Source organism: Pseudoalteromonas sp. SG41-2, from assembly GCF_014164535.1.
Lineage (GTDB): Bacteria > Pseudomonadota > Gammaproteobacteria > Enterobacterales > Alteromonadaceae > Pseudoalteromonas > Pseudoalteromonas rhizosphaerae.
This window is the reverse complement of record NZ_JACJFK010000005.1, coordinates 169,600-190,841: the sequence shown is the minus strand read 5'-3', so window position 1 is coordinate 190,841 and position 21,242 is coordinate 169,600. Positions and strand designations below refer to the sequence as shown.

20 protein-coding genes are annotated in these 21,242 nt (G+C 41.4%); 6 read left to right on the top strand and 14 right to left on the bottom strand.

The window, feature by feature from the left end; all coding sequences use genetic code 11:
- Positions 1 to 12: 12 nt before the first annotated feature.
- The 5 genes from avs1c to H5186_RS05935 all read left to right on the top strand — a co-directional run bounded on the left by avs1c (position 13) and on the right by H5186_RS05935 (position 5,396).
- A complete protein-coding gene (avs1c, locus tag H5186_RS05955) occupies positions 13 to 258 on the top strand; it encodes an AVAST type 1 anti-phage system protein Avs1c (RefSeq protein ID WP_165724367.1) in 246 nt (81 codons plus the stop codon).
- A gap of 421 nt (positions 259 to 679) precedes the next feature.
- Positions 680 to 1,726, top strand: coding sequence for an AraC family transcriptional regulator (locus tag H5186_RS05950; protein WP_182794239.1), 1,047 nt, complete (start codon positions 680 to 682; stop codon positions 1,724 to 1,726).
- Between the two features lie 198 nt (positions 1,727 to 1,924).
- Positions 1,925 to 3,598, top strand: coding sequence for a hypothetical protein (locus tag H5186_RS05945; RefSeq protein ID WP_182794238.1), 1,674 nt, complete (start codon positions 1,925 to 1,927; stop codon positions 3,596 to 3,598).
- 114 nt (positions 3,599 to 3,712) lie between these two features.
- Positions 3,713 to 4,444, top strand: coding sequence for a glutaredoxin family protein (locus H5186_RS05940; RefSeq protein ID WP_182760726.1), 732 nt, complete (start codon positions 3,713 to 3,715; stop codon positions 4,442 to 4,444).
- 115 nt (positions 4,445 to 4,559) lie between these two features.
- On the top strand, positions 4,560 to 5,396 hold the full coding sequence (locus tag H5186_RS05935; protein ID WP_145238627.1) for a mechanosensitive ion channel family protein: 837 nt from the start codon (positions 4,560 to 4,562) through the stop codon (positions 5,394 to 5,396).
- A gap of 71 nt (positions 5,397 to 5,467) precedes the next feature.
- Here the strand turns inward: H5186_RS05935 and H5186_RS05930 are convergent, their stop codons facing one another.
- The 6 genes from H5186_RS05930 to H5186_RS05905 form a co-directional block, all read right to left on the bottom strand.
- A complete protein-coding gene (locus tag H5186_RS05930) occupies positions 5,468 to 5,707 on the bottom strand; it encodes a hypothetical protein (protein ID WP_259399852.1) in 240 nt (79 codons plus the stop codon).
- 39 nt (positions 5,708 to 5,746) lie between these two features.
- Positions 5,747 to 6,316, bottom strand: a complete 570-nt coding sequence (locus H5186_RS05925) for a DUF2799 domain-containing protein (RefSeq protein WP_182760724.1) — start codon at positions 6,314 to 6,316, stop codon at positions 5,747 to 5,749.
- 196 nt (positions 6,317 to 6,512) lie between these two features.
- On the bottom strand, positions 6,513 to 7,415 hold the full coding sequence (locus H5186_RS05920; RefSeq protein ID WP_310737033.1) for a polysaccharide deacetylase family protein: 903 nt from the start codon (positions 7,413 to 7,415) through the stop codon (positions 6,513 to 6,515).
- Between the two features lie 48 nt (positions 7,416 to 7,463).
- A complete protein-coding gene (locus tag H5186_RS05915) occupies positions 7,464 to 8,003 on the bottom strand; it encodes a YbhB/YbcL family Raf kinase inhibitor-like protein (protein ID WP_010390480.1) in 540 nt (179 codons plus the stop codon).
- Between the two features lie 31 nt (positions 8,004 to 8,034).
- Positions 8,035 to 9,135, bottom strand: coding sequence for an alkene reductase (locus H5186_RS05910; protein ID WP_182794237.1), 1,101 nt, complete (start codon positions 9,133 to 9,135; stop codon positions 8,035 to 8,037).
- Between the two features lie 39 nt (positions 9,136 to 9,174).
- Complete coding sequence (locus tag H5186_RS05905; protein ID WP_145238608.1) at positions 9,175 to 9,579, bottom strand: lactoylglutathione lyase; 405 nt, start codon at positions 9,577 to 9,579, stop codon at positions 9,175 to 9,177.
- Positions 9,580 to 9,694: 115 nt separating this feature from the next.
- Between H5186_RS05905 and H5186_RS05900 the strand changes: the two genes are divergently transcribed.
- Positions 9,695 to 10,585: a LysR family transcriptional regulator gene (locus tag H5186_RS05900; protein ID WP_182740315.1), complete on the top strand. Its 891-nt coding sequence runs from the start codon at positions 9,695 to 9,697 to the stop codon at positions 10,583 to 10,585.
- Between the two features lie 79 nt (positions 10,586 to 10,664).
- Here H5186_RS05900 and tldD read toward each other — a convergent pair whose 3' ends face one another.
- Genes tldD through H5186_RS05860 form a run of 8 tightly spaced genes read right to left on the bottom strand, consistent with a single transcriptional unit; the run spans position 10,665 to position 21,176 of the window.
- Positions 10,665 to 12,104 (bottom strand): metalloprotease TldD, encoded by a 1,440-nt coding sequence (gene tldD, locus H5186_RS05895; protein ID WP_182794236.1) that lies wholly within the window; start codon positions 12,102 to 12,104, stop codon positions 10,665 to 10,667.
- Positions 12,101 to 12,910, bottom strand: a complete 810-nt coding sequence (locus tag H5186_RS05890) for a carbon-nitrogen hydrolase family protein (RefSeq protein ID WP_182740324.1) — start codon at positions 12,908 to 12,910, stop codon at positions 12,101 to 12,103. Before H5186_RS05890 ends, tldD begins: the two co-directional genes overlap by 4 nt.
- Before the next feature lie 20 nt (positions 12,911 to 12,930).
- The gene (locus tag H5186_RS05885) at positions 12,931 to 16,776 is read right to left on the bottom strand and encodes a YhdP family protein (RefSeq protein ID WP_182794235.1); all 3,846 of its coding nucleotides are present in this window, start codon (positions 16,774 to 16,776) and stop codon (positions 12,931 to 12,933) included.
- Positions 16,776 to 18,248, bottom strand: a complete 1,473-nt coding sequence (rng, locus tag H5186_RS05880) for a ribonuclease G (protein ID WP_149982651.1) — start codon at positions 18,246 to 18,248, stop codon at positions 16,776 to 16,778. Before rng ends, H5186_RS05885 begins: the two co-directional genes overlap by 1 nt.
- A gap of 1 nt (position 18,249) precedes the next feature.
- The gene (locus tag H5186_RS05875; RefSeq protein WP_149982650.1) at positions 18,250 to 18,819 is read right to left on the bottom strand and encodes a nucleoside triphosphate pyrophosphatase; all 570 of its coding nucleotides are present in this window, start codon (positions 18,817 to 18,819) and stop codon (positions 18,250 to 18,252) included.
- The gene (gene mreD / locus H5186_RS05870) at positions 18,819 to 19,298 is read right to left on the bottom strand and encodes a rod shape-determining protein MreD (protein WP_149982649.1); all 480 of its coding nucleotides are present in this window, start codon (positions 19,296 to 19,298) and stop codon (positions 18,819 to 18,821) included. Before mreD ends, H5186_RS05875 begins: the two co-directional genes overlap by 1 nt.
- The gene (gene mreC / locus H5186_RS05865) at positions 19,291 to 20,133 is read right to left on the bottom strand and encodes a rod shape-determining protein MreC (RefSeq protein ID WP_182717725.1); all 843 of its coding nucleotides are present in this window, start codon (positions 20,131 to 20,133) and stop codon (positions 19,291 to 19,293) included. Before mreC ends, mreD begins: the two co-directional genes overlap by 8 nt.
- Positions 20,133 to 21,176: a rod shape-determining protein gene (locus tag H5186_RS05860; protein WP_145238587.1), complete on the bottom strand. Its 1,044-nt coding sequence runs from the start codon at positions 21,174 to 21,176 to the stop codon at positions 20,133 to 20,135. The genes mreC and H5186_RS05860 overlap by 1 nt, the downstream gene beginning before the upstream one ends.
- Between the last annotated feature and the right edge of the window lie 66 nt (positions 21,177 to 21,242).

Genomic DNA, 21,242 nt, shown 5'->3' with positions numbered 1-21,242 from the left:
ACTGGAGAAGTTATGAAGCTTGAGACATATGATACTCCCCATACTAGAGAAGAGTTTGAGTTGAGATTTCACTATCTCAGTGTTCAAATGAAACACGGTAAATGTCATTTCAATGGGAATATAACGATGGATGGATTAAAAAATATGAGAAAGCTACCAAATGGACGAATTGATTTTTTGAGTGTAAATGAAATGGCACGCTTAATGGCAAACCAAATTTACCATATGCGCAACATGAAACTCCCTGATGACAATTAATTTGGGGTGCTGAAATACTTACTAGCTCCCCTAAAGAAATACTCTTTAAATAATAAAAATTAATCATCAAAAGATAGACAAAGCTACTGTCAAAATTAGGATATATTAAATATGAATAGATCTGGAAAACTATTTTCCAGACCTCAAAAAAGTCCAAATTTCTTTGCTATTTTTCACTTTTTCTGGAAAAGCCTTCTAGACTAGGTAAAGTGTAGGTTTCCAGAGTATTTCCAGATTTGGATGTACAGAGTATGGTGGTACTATGAGATAAGCTTCGGGCTTCGGGCTTCGGGCTTCGGGCTTCGGGCTTCGGGCAAAGATTAAAACCTTGTGGTGCTGCCACAAGGTTTTTTTATGCCTATGATTACAAGGTGATGGTGAGTTGTTAAACTCAGTTAAAAGAATAAGAACGTAAACTACTTTGCAATCAATCTCTTTATTCCCTGTACACCTTGTACAGAGTATCTTTCTGTTCCAAATGTTATTTGGTGCATTATTAATTAATAGCCAAAAACAAAGTCGTTCCTTGGTGCTGCTATTTGTATTTCAAGGCTGTGTATGCGCCTTTAACCTGTTAGAAGGGTTAGGCCTTTCTGATTACTTAATCACACCGGCATTTACATTACTGTATGGGCCTATGATTTACTTTTTTACCTTGTCGATTACAGGTAAGCAGCCCTTTATAACATCACACTACGCGGTTCACTTAATTCCTGCGGCTATTTCCTTGGCCTCTACCCACTACACGCAGGCGATCATTTTACTCGGTTCGCTCAGTCAACTTGGCTACTTCTACTTTGCTTATGGCACTTTAAAGGGCTACCACAAACAACTTATGCATGCGCGCTCAGATGCTGAGAGCCTTAAGTTAAAGTGGTTGTTCAAAGCATTATTTATTTTTGCCATTATTGTCGTATTCGATTTGCTGCGCATGAATGTGCAACCAATCACGCCGCTCGATTTAAAGATGTACTGGTACTTATTAAACGAAATACTGTTACTGCTTATGTTTAGCTTTTTGTTGTTCCACACCATCAAGAATAGCTTTCAATTCGAGCCTGTCACATTACCTGAAGAAACCGAAGCTGAAGAAGCTGATTCGTCTGATGAGCAACTTGCACAGCAAATTTTCTCAACCATTGATAACTTGATTATTAATGAATCGCTTTATCGACAACCTAGGCTGTCACTAAACGACTTAGCAGATCAAACAGGGCTCGGTAGTAAAGAAATATCTTGGGCTATTAACAGCACAACGGGGAACAACTTTTGTGAGTACATCAACCAGCATAGAGTGAATGATGTTAAACGCGAAATAGAGCAAGACTCACCTCAAAAACTCAGCCTGATAGAACTGGCATTTCAAGCTGGCTTTAATTCTAAATCGACTTTTAATGCGGTGTTTAAAAAAGAAACGGGATTAACGCCGAGTCAATTTAAGAAGCAAACACTAAAAAACAGCTCATAAAACAGACAAAAAACGTCCTAAATCCTGTTTTAGGACGCTTTTTTACAGCCCAAACGCTAATTTAAACAAAAAACAGCTTTGAGACTCCAGATGTACAAGTCCTATTTTTTACTACTAATATTGTGCCTATTAATAAACTTTTCGGGTTCTGCGTTAGCAACGAATCATTCTTTAGAGGTAACGAATCAAGCCTTAAAAGTGCAACCAAATCGCGTTGGTGCAACAGACCCAATCGCTTACTTTCAATCGAAAACAGCAGCAATAGAATTTGCTAAACAACAAAACTGGGCTCTGGTGAATAAACTCACAAAACAGCTCATTAATGAATATCAAAATGATGGCGATACTTGGTATTTACTTGGTCTCAGTTATTTTCAATTGGCCGATTATCAAAATGCCAGCAATGCTTTGCAACGCGCACTTGCAATTGGGACTAGCTTAAAAGGCATTCCTAATGGGGCTAGTAATCCTAACGATTTAATGGTGAAAATTGCAGAGGCATACGCAGAGCTTAATAACCAACAGCAAGCCGAGTATTGGCTCAAAAAAGCACTGGCAGCAAGATGGGATGACCGCCCAACACTTGCTGGCACCAGCTTATTTAAATCTGGTACTAACCCTCACTTTGAACGCTTTGCGCAATCAACCAGTTATAAATCACTTGCAGGTAATAATTTGGAGACTGAACTCAATCGAGATCAAAAATGGCGCACCGATTTAGCGTTTTTAGCTGCAGAGATTAAACGTTTACACGTGGCAATGTATCAAAACATAAGCCCTCAACAATTTGCTGAAAAAGTAGCAAGCATTGATAAAGCGATTCCTATTATGATTGATCAGCAAATTATTTTTCAGTTTATGGAGCTAATTGCACTACTTGGCAATGGTCATAATTTATTGATCCCAGCATGGGGTGAAAAAGGCAACTTTCAGCAATTGCCATTTCAGTTTTATCAATTTAGTGATGGCTTATACATCACCAAAGCAAGTAGTGATTACCAGCAATATATTGGCTATAAAGTTGCAGCATTTGCCGATACACCAGCCGATCAAGCCCTTGAGTTAACTAAACGTGTTAATGCTCGTGATAATGAAATGCAAACCCTGTGGTTGGGCCCATATTATTTAAGTTTGCTTGATGTACTAAACGGGCTTGGCATTAGCAAAGGTAACGAGGTAACACTCACGCTCAGCTCACCAAAATGGGCTATCACCACAGTTACACCAGCGCTCAAGTCAATGCAATTTGCAGGTTTTCCTAAGTTACCAAAACTTACTGAACACCCTACGCTTAGATACTTAGCAAAAAACAACACGCCGTTTTGGAGCGAACAAATCAAAACGAATAAATTACTGTATGTACAATTCAATGATGTGCGAAATAGCAAAGATCTCACACTTGCTGAATTTGCTATGCAGCTACAAGCACAAATCAAACACGATGACATTGAGCATATGGTGCTAGACCTTCGCCATAACAGTGGTGGTAATGGCTCGCTCAACCCACCTATGGTGGCAACTGCCGCATTTTTTAAAGTATTAAAGCCACAAGGAAAGTTATTTATATTAATTGGCCGCAATACGTTTTCGGCAGGCCATGATGTAGCAGTTAAGATTGCCAATATAGTGCCAGCGATTTTTGTAGGTGAACCATCAGGCACCCGCCCTAACGTGGCTGGTGAAGCAGGCTGGTTTAACCTACCATACAGTAAACAAACAGGACTTATTTCGAGCCAGTTCCACCAGCAAAGCAGAGCTGAAGATCATCGTATTTGGTTAGCGCCCGATATGCCAATTACACTTTCTGCAAAAGATTACTTTGCAGGTGTCGATCCGGTGATGGATGCTGTTTTAACCATAACTAAGCAATAAACAGTGCTGGCATAAACCTTGTAACTATTCAGTTATAGCAACAATTTGCCCTTGTTTACTGTGTAATTAAGCAACTTTTACGCAGTACTCAAGGCATTTTTACAAGGAGGCACTGTGTCTAAATCTGCAATTTTATATCGCATGGTGACCGATGAGCATATTTGCCCCTTCGGTTTAAAATCAAAAGATTTATTAGAGCGACATGGTTACGATGTTGATGATCGTCACTTAACCAGCCGTGAGCAAACTGACGAATTCAAACAGCAGCATAATGTAAAAACCACGCCACAAACCTTTATTGATGATAAACGTATAGGTGGGTACGATGATTTGCGCGATTTTTTCAATCTGACCAAAGCGGGTCAACAAGGCACAACTTACACGCCAGTGTTAGCTATTTTTGCAGTCACACTATTACTCAGCTGCGGGTTTAGCTATGCCAATGGCGACGCTTTATTGTCTATGCAAAACTTAATGCTGTTTATTGCACTGTCGATGGCGGTGTTAGCAATTCAAAAGCTACAAGATTTATATAGCTTTTCAAACTCATTTATTACCTATGACTTACTTGCCATGCGCGTTGTGCCTTATGCTTATGTTTATCCTTTTATTGAAGCCTATGTTGCCATCGGGATGGTGGCCAAACTTCCGGCCTTAGCGGTGGCGCCGTTCTCGTTATTTATTGGTGGTATTGGTGCGGTATCAGTATTTAAAGCTGTATATATAGATAAACGTGAACTCAAGTGCGCGTGCGTCGGTGGCAACAGCAATGTACCGCTAGGTTTTATCTCATTAACCGAGAATCTATTTATGATAACAGCGGGTCTTTGGATGCTAGTTAGTTGATAAAACATATAACGGTTTTGCCCCTTTATTACTGTTCTACCGTGGTTAAATCTGCAAAATTTAGTTAGTATGGTCGCGTGTTATTTTTTATTAACGCTCCATCAATTAGGAATTTATGAACAAAGATTTACTGCTCCATCCGGTACTTATTTCACTAGCAATGATCACTATTGCGTTTACTCTTAAGGCGCTGGTTGACAGATTTGCGCGCCATAAAGCAGAAAAAAAAGAAAAAGATATTCGCTATATTTCGCACAATATTAAGCACTCTATTAACCTAGCAACGGTGCTATTACTGCTATTTGTATGGTCTACTGAAATCCAGAACTTTGCGCTGTCGATCGCGGCATTTGCAGTGGCTATTGTATTTGCGACCAGAGAGTTTATTCAATGTATAATTGGCTTTTTCTATTTAGTTACCACGCGCCCGTTTCGGGTTGGTGACTGGGTACAGGTTGGTGAATACTATGGTGAAATTGCTGAAACCGATTGGATCAAAACCACCATGCATGAAATTGACATGCACACCTATCAGTTTTCTCGCAAAACCATTTATATTCCGAATAATAAGCTGATCACTAACCCGATTAAAAACTTAAACTTTGTAAAACGTTTTACCACTCATCACTTTAGTATTGTGCGTAAAGAAAGTTTTAATCCGTATCCAATTTACGAAACTCTAACCACGAAAGCGAAGCAATATTGTGAAGAGTTTCAAGATGTGGCTGGTCGTTATAATTCGATTATCGAAAGAAAATTAGATGCAAAAATTTCTGGCCCTGAGCCTGAAATACACTTTAGCACCACCGAATTAGGCGAGTTTAAAGCCAGCTTCACTTTATTCTGTCCCACTGACAAGGCGCTGGGAATAGAGCATAAGCTAACTGCCTTTTTTATGGAGCTTTGGTACAGTGAAGCTGCAAAACAACAAAGCAGTAACTCTCACATATAATAAGAATATGCCACTATATGGACATAGTTTAACTCACTTGATTGAAACTGAAGTGAGTTAAGCTTTTAACGCTAGCCTCCCGATCTAATATCTCGCTCAAACTCAGTTTCAGTTTTTACTGGCTGACAAGTTGATTGAACCGTGCTCTTATTACTTTCATCTTCGTCAGAACTAAAGATTGTATAGTTATAGTCTGTCTCAACTTCACCACCTAAGCACTCATGCTCAGCAAACACCTCATTGCTATATCCGTCTGGCATTTCCTGTGACGCACACCCACTGAGGAGCAGAAGTGTTATTAAAATTGACATTACTTTCATATTAATCATCGTAAAAGAATACGTTATAAATTATAGTTCATACTCAAAATGCCATGAAGGAAACTTGTTGAGTAATGGCAGAAGTGCTTTTTCTTTTCTTAAATCACGACGCTCTCTCTCCAATAGCTCTCGCTCTCGGCGTAACTCTTTATTTTGGCTACTTGACGCTTTATCACTCGCTAATTCATTACTAATAGATTGCAACCGCCAATTAATCTCATTGAGTCGATCATCTATCTCGGCTTTTCTTGCTTCAAATTGATAACGCTCATTACCCTCTTGCCATGCTTTTCTAAACTGTGTGTCATTACAAACCCCGTTATACGCATCGCCTCGTAAACCGAGAGTAAAGCCATTTTCAGGTTCACAAAAGGCTGCGAGCCCCTGTTTGTAACCAGCTTGATAATCATCTAATTTTGCAATGATGCCAAATTCACTACAAGCAGATATGATTTCTCTGCCATGTTCAAATGTATACCCTTGCTCACCATGACTAAAACCTAGATTTGTCCAATTGGCCTGTATACATTCATCCTGAGACAAAGAAGAGCATCCTGATAGAGATAGTAGAAATAAAATAAACATACAACGGCTAAACATGCTATTTCCTAAAATGTCATAGACTATTCAAGTACCCATTTTAAGAGATACTCGTTTAAAGTGAATGATAAAAATGTAACAAGCTATTCTAATTCCGTTGAAGTTTAAAATTTACGACAAAACTTAATCCCTTCATCACTAAAAATAACATGAGGCACACTTATAATATTAAAAAGCTGCCTCATAGATATTTTCTTTATCTAACCGTTTGAGTCGGATTAGTTGGTACATTATTTTGCTTCATTATCCAACGGGCTATGTTATCTTTTCGCATGAACTTAACACCAGTATGCTGTTTTGCATACTGGATAAAATCATCAAGCGCTTTTACTCGTGCAGGTGTGCCTGCAATACGGTCATGAGCACTAATCGACATCATTCGTCTTCTGTGTTTTCCTTCAGCGTATAACACGTCAAACTCATCTTTTAACTCTTGTAAGTAGGCTTGGGCCGTCATTGCAGTGCTTCCTGAATAGCGCACAATGTCGTTATTACGAAAAGTATAAGGTACAACCACAAAAGGCTTATTATTTACTGGTGTAAAAGAAGGCTCATCACGCGATAGATCATCAATATGATAAATAAACCCCAGCTCTTGCAAAAGCGTAAGTGTATTTTTTGAGTGTCTCATCCAAAATGCATTAAAGCCAACCGGCCGCATGCCTGTCACTTTTTCGATAATATCTGCACTTTTAATATATGAAGCGCGCTCTTGTTCAACACTCATAGAATATTGTGGTGTCCATGTTTGGCCGTGACCCGATGCTTCATGCCCTCGTGAAACCACTTCTTTAGCAAGTGCTGGATTTAATTCCACAGCCCTACCCACCATATGAGAAGTAACTTTAATATTATGTTTATCCCATAGATCAAGTAATCGTGGGATCCCTTCATTCATCCCATACTGATACCAAGTAGGCGAAATCGTATCGTGATAACCCTGCTCTATTTGAGGAAACGGCCCTGCATCAGAGCTATCTTGTGCTGTTGCTTCAAATTGCATTGAAATAGAAATCACTAATTGTGCATCATCAGGCCAATAACCTGATTTATCAGATAATGGGGCCGCATTTAACAACTTACTGCTGCACAGTGCCATTAAAACAGTGAGTAAAGGTAAAGCCTTCATTTTTATCTCCTTAACTAATTAACGCGGTCCTGCCGTTACTGTGATCTCGGCTGTTTGCAAAGAATGCTGGTGTAAGAAAAACCCTGTAAGTGCACTTGTTGCCCCTTGTGGAACAGCTAATTTTTCTACATCCAATGCATACACTTTATAGGTGTAGCTATGCTTGCGCCCTTCTGGTGGACATGGCCCAAGGTATCCGGGCTTCCCCATATCTGTATTACCTTCAATGGCTCCTTTGGGCAAAGTCGTTGAAGATAGTGAGTTACTAGTAAGAGGAATATCATGTACTACCCAGTGCCAAAAACCACTGCCAGTTGGTGCGTCATTGTCATACACTGTCACGGCAAAGCTTTTGGCTTTCTTAGGCGCATTTTGCCATTTAAGTTGTGGCCTAACATTACTCCCCTGACAACCAAAGCTATTCCAATATTGCTCACTCTTTATTGCCTGCCCTGGCTGTAAATCAGGGCTCGATAAACTAAATTCAGCCGCAAAACTGGCACTACTAAACAGCCCGCTGATCAGTAAAGTAACTACTGAGTTTGAAAAATTAACCATTTTTAGCCCTTATATTTTCAGTTAAAAAAAGTTACTTTTGATACGCTGGGTAATCGGTATAACCTTTGGCTGTACCGCCAAACAATGTACTCCCATCGGTAATCGTGTTTAGTGGCAGTTGCTCTTGAATACGATACGGTAAGTCTGGGTTGGCAATAAAACGACGACCGAATGCAATGTAATCGGCAAGACCTTGTTCAATAAGCTGCGCACCTGAATGCTCGGTATAATTACCGGCAACAATAATCGCGCCACTAAAATACTGACGAAGTGCGGCTCTAAACTCTGGTGTTACACTGGGCGCATCGTCCCAGTCCGCTTCGGCAAGATGAATATACGCAATACCAGTTTGCTCAAATTGCTTTGCAGCTAATAAAATAGTGTCAATTGCTTCACTATCATCCATACCACGCTGAGTGATAAAAGGCGCTAATCTAACACCCACTTTATGAGCTCCAATGGCATTACTAATTGCGCTAATGATTTCACAGGCAAAACGAATACGGTTTTCTTGGCTACCGCCATATTCATCTGTGCGTTTATTTGCTGAACGTCTTAAAAACTGATCAATTAAATACCCGTTACCTCCATGTATTTCAACGCCATCAAAACCAGCCTCAATCGCGTTAATTGCCGCTTGCTTGTAATCATTTACTATTTCTTTAATTTCTTTAACACTTAGTGCTCGTGGGGTTGGGCAATCAAGCATCCGTCCTTCTCCATCATCGCCTACCACCCAAACTTGTGCATCTGGAGCAAGTGCAGATGGAGCAACTGGCGTTCCATCATGATGAAATGAAGAGTGCGACATTCTACCAACGTGCCACAGTTGTAAAAATATTTTACCACCTTCTTTATGCACAGCTTGTGTTACTTGCTTCCAACCTTCAATTTGTTCTTGCGTGTAAATACCTGGCGTAAATGAGTAACCTTTGCCCTGAGCAGAAATTTGTGTTGCTTCAGAAATAATCAGCCCCGCAGTAGCACGCTGCGCATAATACGTGGCCATCAGTTCAGTGGGAATATCACCCGGTTGCGCAGTTCGCGAACGGGTCATAGGTGCCATCACAATTCTATTTTGAGTGACCATGCCACCGAGGGTTTTAACTTCAAATAAGGATTCTATAGACATAACTAACTCTCTTATAAATAATGTTTATCTGGATTTAAATTAAATTTCATCACTACTAAATAGCATTTCGACCTTCATCTCTTCTGGTCCTTGTATAAATACTTGGTGCTCTAGTAGCTCTGGCACGGTTCGCTCGAAATAACTTATACCTGTTTGCGCTAAGCGACTTTTCAATCCTTGATAACCTATGCTGCGAATGGCAATGTGATCTACCACTCCTCGGCCTTGGATTTTGCTGTTTAATGCTGATAAGTAACCCTGTTGTGCTTTATTACCCGCGGCATTAACCAGATGAATCAAAGCAACGTTATCGCTGCCGTATAACCATGCCCCCTCGAAAGGAAAAGGCGGACGATACCCTTCACTTAGCCCAACTGAATTAATAAAGAACTGTCGCATCGCTTGGTAATCACAACTAGAAATTAATACATGATCTAAACGCATAAACTTTCTCTGTTGATAATAAGTACAACCAGTTTAACTATTTACTTAAATTTGATAATTGAGTTAATATCAAAAACACTATTCATTAATACTGAATTATAAAGAGTAAGGAACGATGGCTAAGATTGATGATATGCAGCTTTTTGTTCATGTGGTGCGCTCTGGCGGGCTTGCTGCAGCTGGGCGAAAAATTGGTTTATCGCCTGCGAGTATGACGGCACGTATCAACCAGCTTGAAAATCACTATCAAACCCGACTCTTAATACGTAATACTCGCAGTATTAAATTGACCGAGGCTGGAGAGCAATTTTATCAAGGCTGTTTAAGAGTAATTGCTGAAATTGATGCCACAGAGCAAAGTATTCAGCTTAGTAAAAACACCCTTTCGGGTAATCTCAAAATAACCGCACCCTCTGACTTTGGTAAACAGTTTGTTGCCCCTGCAATAGCTAAATTTGTAGCACAAAACCCACAAGTTAAACCACACCTGCATTTAACCGATGGCTTAGTCAATTTAGTTGAAGAAGGTATTGATATTGCTATTCGCTTTGGAAACTTACCCGATAGCAATTTGATTAGCCGAATGATCAAGGCCAATCAACGTGTGTTATGTGCTTCAGCTGAATATTTAAAAATACATGGCCAACCCTTGCAGCCAAACGATTTATTAAATCATCGCTGCCTAGTAATGGAGCGATTTGGTCAATCGATGAATGATTGGCATTTTAAAGATCAGGTAATTCGCGTCCCTGTGGCTATGAGTAGTAGTGATGGTGCGGTGATCAGACAATGGGCAATTGACGGTGCAGGGGTTGCTCTAAAATCAATGGTAGATATTAGCGATGATCTGACTAAGGGTAATTTAGTGACGATACTTGATGACTATATTCTCGGTTTTAGTAATAAAGATAAACAACAAATCGGCTTACAGTTTCTTTACCCATCTAGGCAATTTCAGCCACGACAAGTTGCCGCATTTATGGATTTTTTTCAGCAGCAAATTTAACAATAAACAGCCGACAAAAATAAAACCTTGAAAGCATGCACTTCCAAGGTTTTATTTGTTGTATTTGGCAGTAATAAAATTAAGCCGTGCCACCCACTGTTAGGTTATCTATTTTCAGGCTTGGCTGGCCAACGCCTACTGGTACACTTTGACCGTCTTTACCACAAACACCGACGCCTTTATCAAGCGCTAAATCATTACCTACCATAGAGATTTGTTGCATAACTTCAGGGCCGTTACCAATTAATGTGGCGCCTTTGATTGGCCGAGTAATTTTTCCGTTTTCAATTAAGTAGGCTTCTGAGGCACTAAATACAAACTTGCCTGAAGTGATATCTACTTGGCCGCCACCAAAGTTTGGGGCGAAGATACCTTTTTTAACTGTGCTAATAATATCGGCTTGGCTGTGCTCGCCGCCTAACATATAAGTATTGGTCATACGTGGCATAGGTAAATGCGCGTATGACTCACGGCGCGCATTACCAGTTGGGTTAACGCCCATCAAACGCGCATTCATTTTATCTTGCATGTAGCCTTTTAAAATACCGTTTTCGATAAGTACGTTGTACGCTGCAGGAGTACCTTCGTCATCCACATTAAGTGAACCTCGGCGATCGGCAATGGTGCCGTCATCAACTACAGTACACAGCTCTGATGCGACTTTTTGGCCCACTTTACCGCTAAATGCCGAGGCTCCTTTACGGTTAAAGTCGCCTTCTAGGCCATGACCTACGGCTTCATGCAGTAATACTCCTGGCCAACCTGCGCCAAGTACCACTTCCATCGTGCCCGCTGGAGCGTCAATAGCTTCAAGGTTTACTTTTGCTTGGCGTACGGCTTCTTCTGCGTATTCCATCCAACGGGGTTTACCATCCACCAGTTCTTTAAAGTAACCATAGTCTAAACGTGCGCCACCACCTGCGCCACCGCGTTCACGGCGGCCGTCTTTTTCAAGTAATACCGAACAATTTAAACGGATCAATGGGCGGATATCGGTGGCAAATGTACCATCGCTGGCCGCAATCAATACTTCTTCATACACCGCAGACATAGAGCTAATAACTTGCTCTGCGTCAGGAGCAAGCTCACGAATATAATTTTCAAGCTCACGTAATAAATTTACTTTGTCGGTATCACTCATGCTTTGAATCGGCTGCAGTGGTGAAAACTGCTGTTTTGCTGCTACATCACTAAATACCTGAATGGCTTTACTTTCACCTGCTTCGGCAATACTGCGCGCAGCGGTTGCGGCTTTGTTAAGTGCTTCTAAATTAATTGCATCTGAGTACGAAAAACCGGTTTTTTCGCCACTAACTGCGCGTACGCCGACGCCGCGTTCAACGTTGTACGAGCCTTCTTTTACTAAGCCATCTTCAAGCACCCATGATTCATGGTGGCTAGATTGAAAGTAAAGATCCGCGTAATCAACTTTATGCTGATGAATAAAACCAAGCGTTTTTTCGAGTTCTTCTCGATTTAGCTGGCTGTCGTGTAATAAATGCTGTTCAACCGTGTTCATAATAAATGCTCTCTAAATCGTTGGTGAGATTGCACTGGCATATCTCGACGAATGGCGTGTAAGCGGTTTAGATCTGGCTGACAACCAATAAACCCAATGCCATTTGCAAGCTCGCTGAGGACGTCGCCCCAAGGAGAAATAATAATACTGTGGCCGTATGTCGCGCGACCATTTTCGTGTTGCCCTACTTGCGCAGCAGCAATCACATAACTTTGCGTCTCTATCGCTCTGGCCGTTAATAACGGTTGCCAATGAGCTGCACCTGTTATGGTAGTAAATGCGCTAGGCACTAAAATAACCTCTGCCCCGGCTCGTTGCAAAGCACTAAATAAGCCACTAAAGCGTAGATCATAACATACTGTAAGACCTATTTTACCAAACGGTGAATCTACCACCACAATGTCACTGCCCGCTTCGGTGAAGTTAGACTCGCGATACGCACCAGTCCCATCAGCAACATCAACGTCAAATAAATGCATTTTATTATACTGGGCCAGCACTTCACCTTGCTCATTAAACAGCAAAGACGCTGCAAAATATTTGCCATGCTCTGTGGCAATCGGCACAGTACCGGCAGCTAGCCAAATATCATGTTGGCGACATAACTCACTTAATTGTTGTTGATAAACATCACTTTGCTTTGCTACAACAAGTGTTTCATGACCGCTATTAGCAAACACTAAGAAGCTTTCAGGTAAACACACCAGTAACGGGCGTATTGCAGGAAGCGTGGTTAACTGTTGTCTAAGTTGATTCATGTTGCCATCAGCACACAGCCCGGAGCACATTTGTAGAGCGACTATCATAGCTTGCATCGTTTAAGGCCTCATTGGGTGGCTGTATCTACAGCATCTTTGAGTGTTAACTCACTGGAGGCGGCGGCTTGAGGTTGGTTTTGTGCGGCTTGCGGAAGAGTCACTTCACGGCTTTTACGATCTACTTCTTTCACTACAGGATCAGTCATGCTACCGGTCACTTTAAAGTTAATCTCAGAAATAACGCGCGCCGAGTGGATCACTTTATCTATCGCCAGTGCCGCAAGCCCGGTTACCGGATTGACCATCCACGCAACAATCACCGGAATACTCGAGGTCACTTGTGGCGCAACCGCTAAATCGTAATCAATCTCCATGGTATTGAGGTTAGTATGGCCTTTAATCGTCAGATCAGCAGGCACCCCATCCATTTTCGTATCTTGCGTGTAAGCGATGCCTTTATCTACCTGCATGGTGCCTTGCAAACTGTTATAAAAAAAACCTTTCGAAAATACATCTCTAAAATCGAGTTTTAACTTACGCACTAATGAATCCAGGCTCAGCAACGAAAATACCCGTGCGCCGCCATCGCTTACCTCAGCTAAATGTCCTTCGCCTAAACGCCAATCTAAATTACCATTGAGGCTGGCAATATCAAATAAATAAGGCGCATCTTGCCATTCAAGCGTAAATTTAATATCTGCGGGTGAATCTTTAACTGTGGTGGTTATATCAAACTCATCAAATAGCTCACCAATGTCATCACTTTGCATATTACCGCTAAATTGACTTATGCCATCTTGCCAATGCCCTTTAGCACGTAACACATGCTTGCCTTTATCAACCACCAGCTCAGATATGGTGAGCTTATGACCATCGCCATAAAGCGATGCGCTGACTTTATCTAATTGATAGCTTGCCACTTTACAATCAGTACACTCAAATTCAATGGCCGGTATGTCACTCAACCAAGTGTAATCTTGAGGTGTTTCAGATGGCTGTAATTCGTCTGTAGTAGGGGTAAAGTTAACACGTAAATAATCACTGGCAATATGAATCGGCCGACTTGATTTATCTAGCGGAATAAGTACTTGCGAGCGTAATTCTTTGGCGTTTAGCCGTAAGCTCATGTCACTTGGGGTCGGCGCTAAACGCATTTCAAAATCATTAAATGCAATATCACCAATGGTTAATTGCTGAATGTTACCCACCACTTCTTTTAATGGTGGTAGTACGCCCTGCTCAGCTGATTCTGTTTGACTGATGGTGATGATCTGCTGGATCAAGCCAAGCCAAGGTAATAGATCGGTTTGCTCTAAATCAATTGCAACACTTAAGTCTTGCTGGTTTAAACCCAGATCATGCTCGCCTAAAATAAACTGTGCATTGGTTAGTTTGCCAACGTTATTCGCTAAGATGCCATTAAAATATAAGTTGTTATTAATATTAGCGGTGATCAAATTAGAAATATTATCACCTTGAATAACAGCCGTTAGCGGCCATACTTGATCGGCACTTTTAGTGTACGGTGCGGGCAGGTCACTACTGAGCCCTTCGAGTTGTGAGCTGACATTAGCGCGATAATCAAAGCCGTCCGTTAAAAAGTTTAGGGCAAGATTAATAGCCACTTCACTTTCACCATGCAAGTAACCTTTTAGTAAGTCTTGACCATGAGAAATTAACGTATCAGCATTTAACTGTGCTTTTATATCAACGTCAGCACGATAGTTTGGGCCAATATTTTTACCATTAAAGTTAACTTTCAGCGGCATTCCTAACCAACTTGCGTTAGCATTTTCTAAAGTGATCTGATCATCATTAAAATAGAGCTTACCTGTCACACCTTCAAGCTGAAGCCCAGGTTGTGCTAAATACACTGGCAGATCTTTTAAATTAACCATGCCTTTAGCTGTTACATCTAACTCATTTAAATCAACAAGTAGCTCAATATCAGCGCTGGCAGCGCCGTTACCTTGGATCACCTCAAATACATTTGCTAGTGGGTCAGCAATTGGCGTTGCTTTAAAAAACGGCAGTAATTTTTCCATCTCAGCACGTTTATTAATTTTTACGCTCAGTACATCTGCGTTCATTAGATCTGTAATACTGACATGCACGGCATCACCGACCGCTAAGTTAACAAGCCGCCCATGCTCAGAGTAAATATCCATACGCTGATTTTCAAAATATAATTTTGCACTCGCTTGAGTTACTGCAGGCCAATCAGGGGCAAATTGATAATTGGCGTTATCTACCTGCGCTAATACTTCAAACTGTCCTGAATTATCAGCAAACGGAAAGCCCGTTAATGGCCCAGAAAACAGCACTTGTGTTTGCGTAAGTTCACCACCTTTAATAGCCCCAGTTAAGTAATCAACTAAATTTTTAGTCATCACAGGGCGTGGGAAATAATGGCTGGCAACACTGGCATCTGGTGCAAATGCTTCTGCATATAAATCAAGCCGAGGCTGTTCGTCTAAGCTAAGCTTCATTTCGGCTGCAACAGTGACCTCATCATTATCAAGCCACATATTATCACTGCTGATCTGCCAACCTTGCTCACTATTGGCTAAATCAATTTGCATATTCAGTTGGTTATATTTGATTGGCTGGCTAAAAGTATCAGCGGTAAGTAACTCGCTATTTTCGCCAAACAGATTAATACGACCACGATCTTGATTTAACAAACCATCGACAAGTAAGCCCTGCACACCGGGCACACCTTGCTCTGCAAGCCAGCCCAATTGCTGGACTTCAAACCATAATTGCCATTGCTGTGTTGATGTAAATTGCACATAAGCGCGCTTAACTTGACCACTGGGTTGACGACTTAACAGCGGCTCTAATTCAGCAAAATCACTTAACTGGGCTAACCTTGTAACCAAATCAAAATCGAGTTCTTGCAACCAAATTTGTTGTTGCTTGTTATCCAGCTGTGCTTCAAATTGAAAGTCGGGCCAATGCTGTTGATCGTTTGAGAGCCGCACCCCTGAACTTTTTAACCGCCAACCTTGCTGCCAAGGATAAAGGTGAAAACCCCCTTCACTTAAACTAAATTGATGACTTTTTGTATCTTGCTGCCAATTAATAAAGCTTGGCAACCATTTAACTGTGACATCTTTGATCAGGCCTTTTTCAATACTCAACCATGATTCTAAGTTAATGTCAGAATTGAGCTGCTCTTTACTAGCATTAATATACTGAGCCAGCCATTTCGACACATCAACATTATTTGCTTGCACATAAATATCACCCAGCATGGTTTCTAGCGTCGATCCGGTTAATGCCAAGCGAGCATCAAATGTACCCACTGAAATCCCGGGCAATGCTAAAGTACCACTAGCTAAGTGTTGTTCGTATTGATTTTGCCAAACGATATCTTCAAGCATCACCCGACGCTCTTTACCATCTGCCAAGATAAAATTAAGACTACTATTTTCAACCGCAAAATGACCGGTTTTACCTAAGAATAAGCCTTCAATCAGCTCTTTTTGTTCAAACGATACCTCACTGCTGTTTGACTGCAACATAGTCAGCATATCAACATCAGCATGGAAACCGTTGATCACAAAGTAGTTAGATTTTAACTGTCGTGTTTTGATGGTTTCCCAGACGTTTAATTCAAGGCTAGCTTTAGCGATAGTCAGTGCGATGGGTGAGCTTTTATTATCTTCAAAGCTGATATCTTCCAAGACAATAGAAGGACCTTGGCCATGCCAGCTGGCAGAAATAGCCCCAATTGATAAATTAACCGCAAACTTATCATATAGGTAACTTTCAAGGTCACCTTTATAGTCATTGGCATACGGCAGGGTATATTTTAAAACCGAAACAACAACGGCAAGCAGTACCAGCGTTATGGCGAACACTTGCCATAACTTACGGATACAAAAAAAACAGACCGTCTTTGCTTTCATTACATCATAACCACATCAAACTGCTCTTGACTGTAGAGGCTTTCGGTTTGAATGCTCACTTGCTTACCAATAAATAACTCTAGTTCTGCAAGATTATGATACTCATCGTTAAGTAATGCCTCACTTACCGCGGGAGCTGCATAAACCATAAATTTATCAGCCGCGTAAGCACGGTTTACTCGGACAATTTCACGCAGTATTTCATAGCATACGGTTTCAACGGTTTTTTGTGAACCGCGCCCAGAGCAGGCCGGACATACATCACATAAAATATGTTCAAGACTTTCTCGAGTACGTTTGCGGGTCATTTCCACTAAGCCTAATGCCGATAAACCATTAATATTTGATTTAACGCGATCTTTACCCAGTGCAGACTCAAGTGAATGCAATACCCTGCGCTTATGCTCTTCGCTAACCATGTCAATAAAGTCGATAATGATAATACCGCCCAAGTTACGCAACCTAAGCTGACGGGCAATCGCAGAAGTTGCTTCTACGTTGGTGTTAAAAATAGTTTCTTCGAGATTTCGATGGCCAACAAAGGCACCGGTATTAACATCGACCGTGGTCATCGCTTCGGTTTGGTCGATAATTAAATAGCCACCTGACTTTAACGTCACTTTACGATGTAAGGCTTTTTGTATTTCACTTTCAACATCAAACAAATCAAAAATTGGTCGCTCGCCTGGGTAATACTCTAAAGCATCGGAAAGGATTGGTACAAACTCTGCGGTAAAGCTTTTTAGCTCTTCATAGGTTAGCTTTGAGTCAACCCGAATACGCTCCATGTCTTCCCCTACGTAATCTCGTAGAGTTCGAAATGCTAAGGTTAAATCTTCATGCAAAATACTTTCTTTGCTGGTTTTTTTACGTTTAGTGACGATTTTTTTCCATAGTTTTTTTAAAAACTCGGCATCGTGACGCAACTCAGCTTCGCTGGCACCTTCAGCTGCAGTACGAACTATAAAGCTGCCGTCTTCATCGCCATACTCACCTACAATGCTTTTCAATCGCGCGCGTTCTTCTTCGGTTTCTATACGCTGACTCACACCAACATGGGTGGCATCTGGCATAAACACTAAATAACGAGAAGGGATGGTGATGTCAGTTGTTAAACGTGCGCCTTTAGTACCCAGTGGATCTTTTACCACTTGCACCATAATGTATTGACCTTGGCGCACTAACTCGCGAATATCTTGTACTTTTTTGATTGGTTGCTCGTCAACACCTTCAACAATAGAGGCGCTATTTACAATATCAGACGCGTGTAAAAAAGCCGCTTTATCTAAACCAATATCAACAAACGCAGCTTGCATACCCGGTAACACTCGGCTTATTTTACCTAAATAAATATTACCGACGATACCTAAATTGCCAATACGTTCTAGTTGAATTTCTTGTAATACACCGTTTTCAATCAGGGCAACACGGCTTTCACTCGGGGTGACGTTGATCAGTAATTCTATACTCATGTTACCTACTTAGGAATTCGCTTAATAATTTTTCGCATTCATATAAAGGTAAGCCTACTACCGCAAAATAGCTACCGGAAATATTAGTAACAAAGCGCCCACCGAGTCCTTGTATGCCATAGCCACCGGCTTTGTCTTGTGGTTCACCAGTTTGCCAATATGCTGCTAATTCTTGTTCTGAGAGTGTTTTAAAACTCACTTGCGTGGTTACTACACAACTCATGACCTTGTGTTCAGTGGCAAATGCAATTGCCGTTAACACTTGATGACTGCGCCCAGATAAACGTTTTAGGGTTGCCATAAAGTCAGCTTTATCGCGGGGTTTACCAAGTGACTGATTATCTATGACCACCACGGTATCACTGCCGAGTACTGGGCGATCTGTGTATCCCATAGCAACACCAGTTTGGGCTTTTAGACGCGCTAAACGCTCAACAAGTTCAAGGGGTGTTTCGTCTGCTAGCTGGCTTTCATCAGCATCGACACTAAATTGTGAAAATTCGATACCAAGTTGAGTGAGCAATTCTTTGCGCCGGGGAGAAGCTGACGCTAGATAAATGGCGGTTTGCATTATCTGATCCTGAAATGACGGCGATATTTACGTAGCAATAAGAAAATCCAAGGCCAACTTAACATGCCAGTCACGACTGGCCATAAATACTGCGGGTTGAAATAAACGTCCATTAAAAAGTGATTAAGCCAAAATTGCATTAAGTGATATAAGGTTAAAAATAAGCCCACGAGTATCGCTTGCTGCCAAATTGAAAAATTACGAATTTTTTGAAAGTTACTTGCGGTTACAAAAATACAAATTGAGTAAGTGAGTGAATTAATTCCCAGCGGTGACCCTGTGGCTAAATCAATCAGCAAGCCAACTACCCAAGCCGTACCAATATTTAATCGATGTGGAACAGCTAAAGACCAGTACATTAATACTAATAACACCCAGTCAGGGCGAAAAGGCTCAAACGAAAAAGGCAATGGCATCAATGCCATGATCAACGCAAGGAAGATGCTCACGGCGATTAATAAAAAGTAACGACTATTCATTACTGATAGTTTCCTGCTGATTACGCCATAAGATCACTAATAAGCGAATACGATCTAACTGAGCTATCGGCTCGGCGTATACTTGAGCAAACGGGCGGCCCTCATCGCGATTAATTTCAGTTACCACCGCAACCGGGTAGCCCTCAGGAAAAGTGCCTCCAAGTCCTGATGTCACTAACACATCGCCAATCCGTACATCTAAACTATGGGGTACATGGGAGAGTTTAACTAAATTAATTTTACCAATCCCTTCAACCACGGTACGCACATCATTACGTAAAATACGTACCGGTGTGGCATGGGTTGTGTCGGTCATCAGTAACACCCGAGACGTCGTTGAGCCTACTTTGGTAAGTTGTCCGACGACCCCCATTTCATCAATCACCGCTTGGCCTTCACTGATGCCATCTATCGTGCCACGATTGATCACCACTTGATGGCTATAAGGATTTGAATGAACTGAGAGAACTTGAGCAATAATTTTACGATTTGACTGCTTAGCAGAAGAACCAAGTAACGCGCGTAGCTTTTGATTTTCTTTGTTTAAGAATTGATATTGCTGAAGCTGTTCGCTTTGCAGTAATTGTTTTTTCTTGAGGGCTTCGTTTTCAGTTAATAATTGATCGCGCGTGTGTAAGCTTTTAGCCCCGAGGCTAAATACTTCATAAGGTAAATTGGCTAAATACAATAACGGACTAACTAAGGTGTTTAAACTAGTGCGTACTGTGGTGCCACCTTGCGTATAACGATCGCCTACGATCAACACGATACTCAAAAGCACTGCGACAAAAAGTCGCAGCTGCAAAGAAATGGCACGCCCGAACATTAACTTCATTAGTCGTAACTAAATACATCACCACCATGCATATCAATCATCTCAAGTGCCTTACCGCCGCCACGCGCAACGCACGTTAATGGATCATCAGCAACCACAACAGGAATGCCGGTCTCTTCCATTAATAAACGGTCTAAATCTTTAAGTAATGCACCACCACCTGTTAATACCATGCCTTTGGCTGATATATCTGACGCCAGCTCTGGTGGCGATTGCTCAAGGGCAACCATTACCGCACTAACAATCCCCATTAATGGCTCTTGCAAGGCTTCTAATATTTCATGTGAATTAAGCGTAAATGAACGCGGAACACCTTCGGCAAGGTTACGGCCACGTACTTCAATCTCAATTGGCTCATCTGTTTTAAACGCAGAACCAATTTGATGTTTAATGTTTTCAGCCGTTGCTTCACCAATTAAACTACCAAAATTACGACGTACATAGTTGATAATTGCTTCATCAAACTTATCCCCACCAATACGTACAGATGATGAGTACACCACGCCGTTTAGTGAAATAATTGCAACTTCAGTGGTTCCACCACCGATATCTACAACCATTGAACCTGTTGCTTCTGATACCGGTAAACCGGCACCGATTGCCGCAGCCATTGGCTCTTCAATTAAATAAACTTCACGCGCACCTGCGCCCATAGCCGATTCACGAATTGCGCGTTTTTCTACTTGCGTAGCACCGCACGGTACGCAAATAAGCACACGCGGACTTGGACGTAAAAAGTTATTGTTATGCACTTGCTTGATAAAGTGTTGCAACATCTTTTCAGTTACATAAAAATCAGCAATTACACCGTCTTTCATTGGTCGAATGGCTTTGATATTACCAGGCGTTCGACCTAGCATTTGCTTTGCTTCAGTCCCTACTGAGGCAACACTTTTAGGACCACCAGCGCGTTCTTGGCGGATCGCAACTACAGATGGTTCATTAAGGACAATGCCTTCGTCTTTAACATAAATGAGGGTGTTGGCTGTACCCAAGTCGATCGATAGATCGTTTGAAAAAATACCACGGAGCTTTTTAAACATGAGGCTGGATGACCTTTGAAAAACGTTCTTATATTAGCTTATGCAACTTTACCATGCTGAATCAGT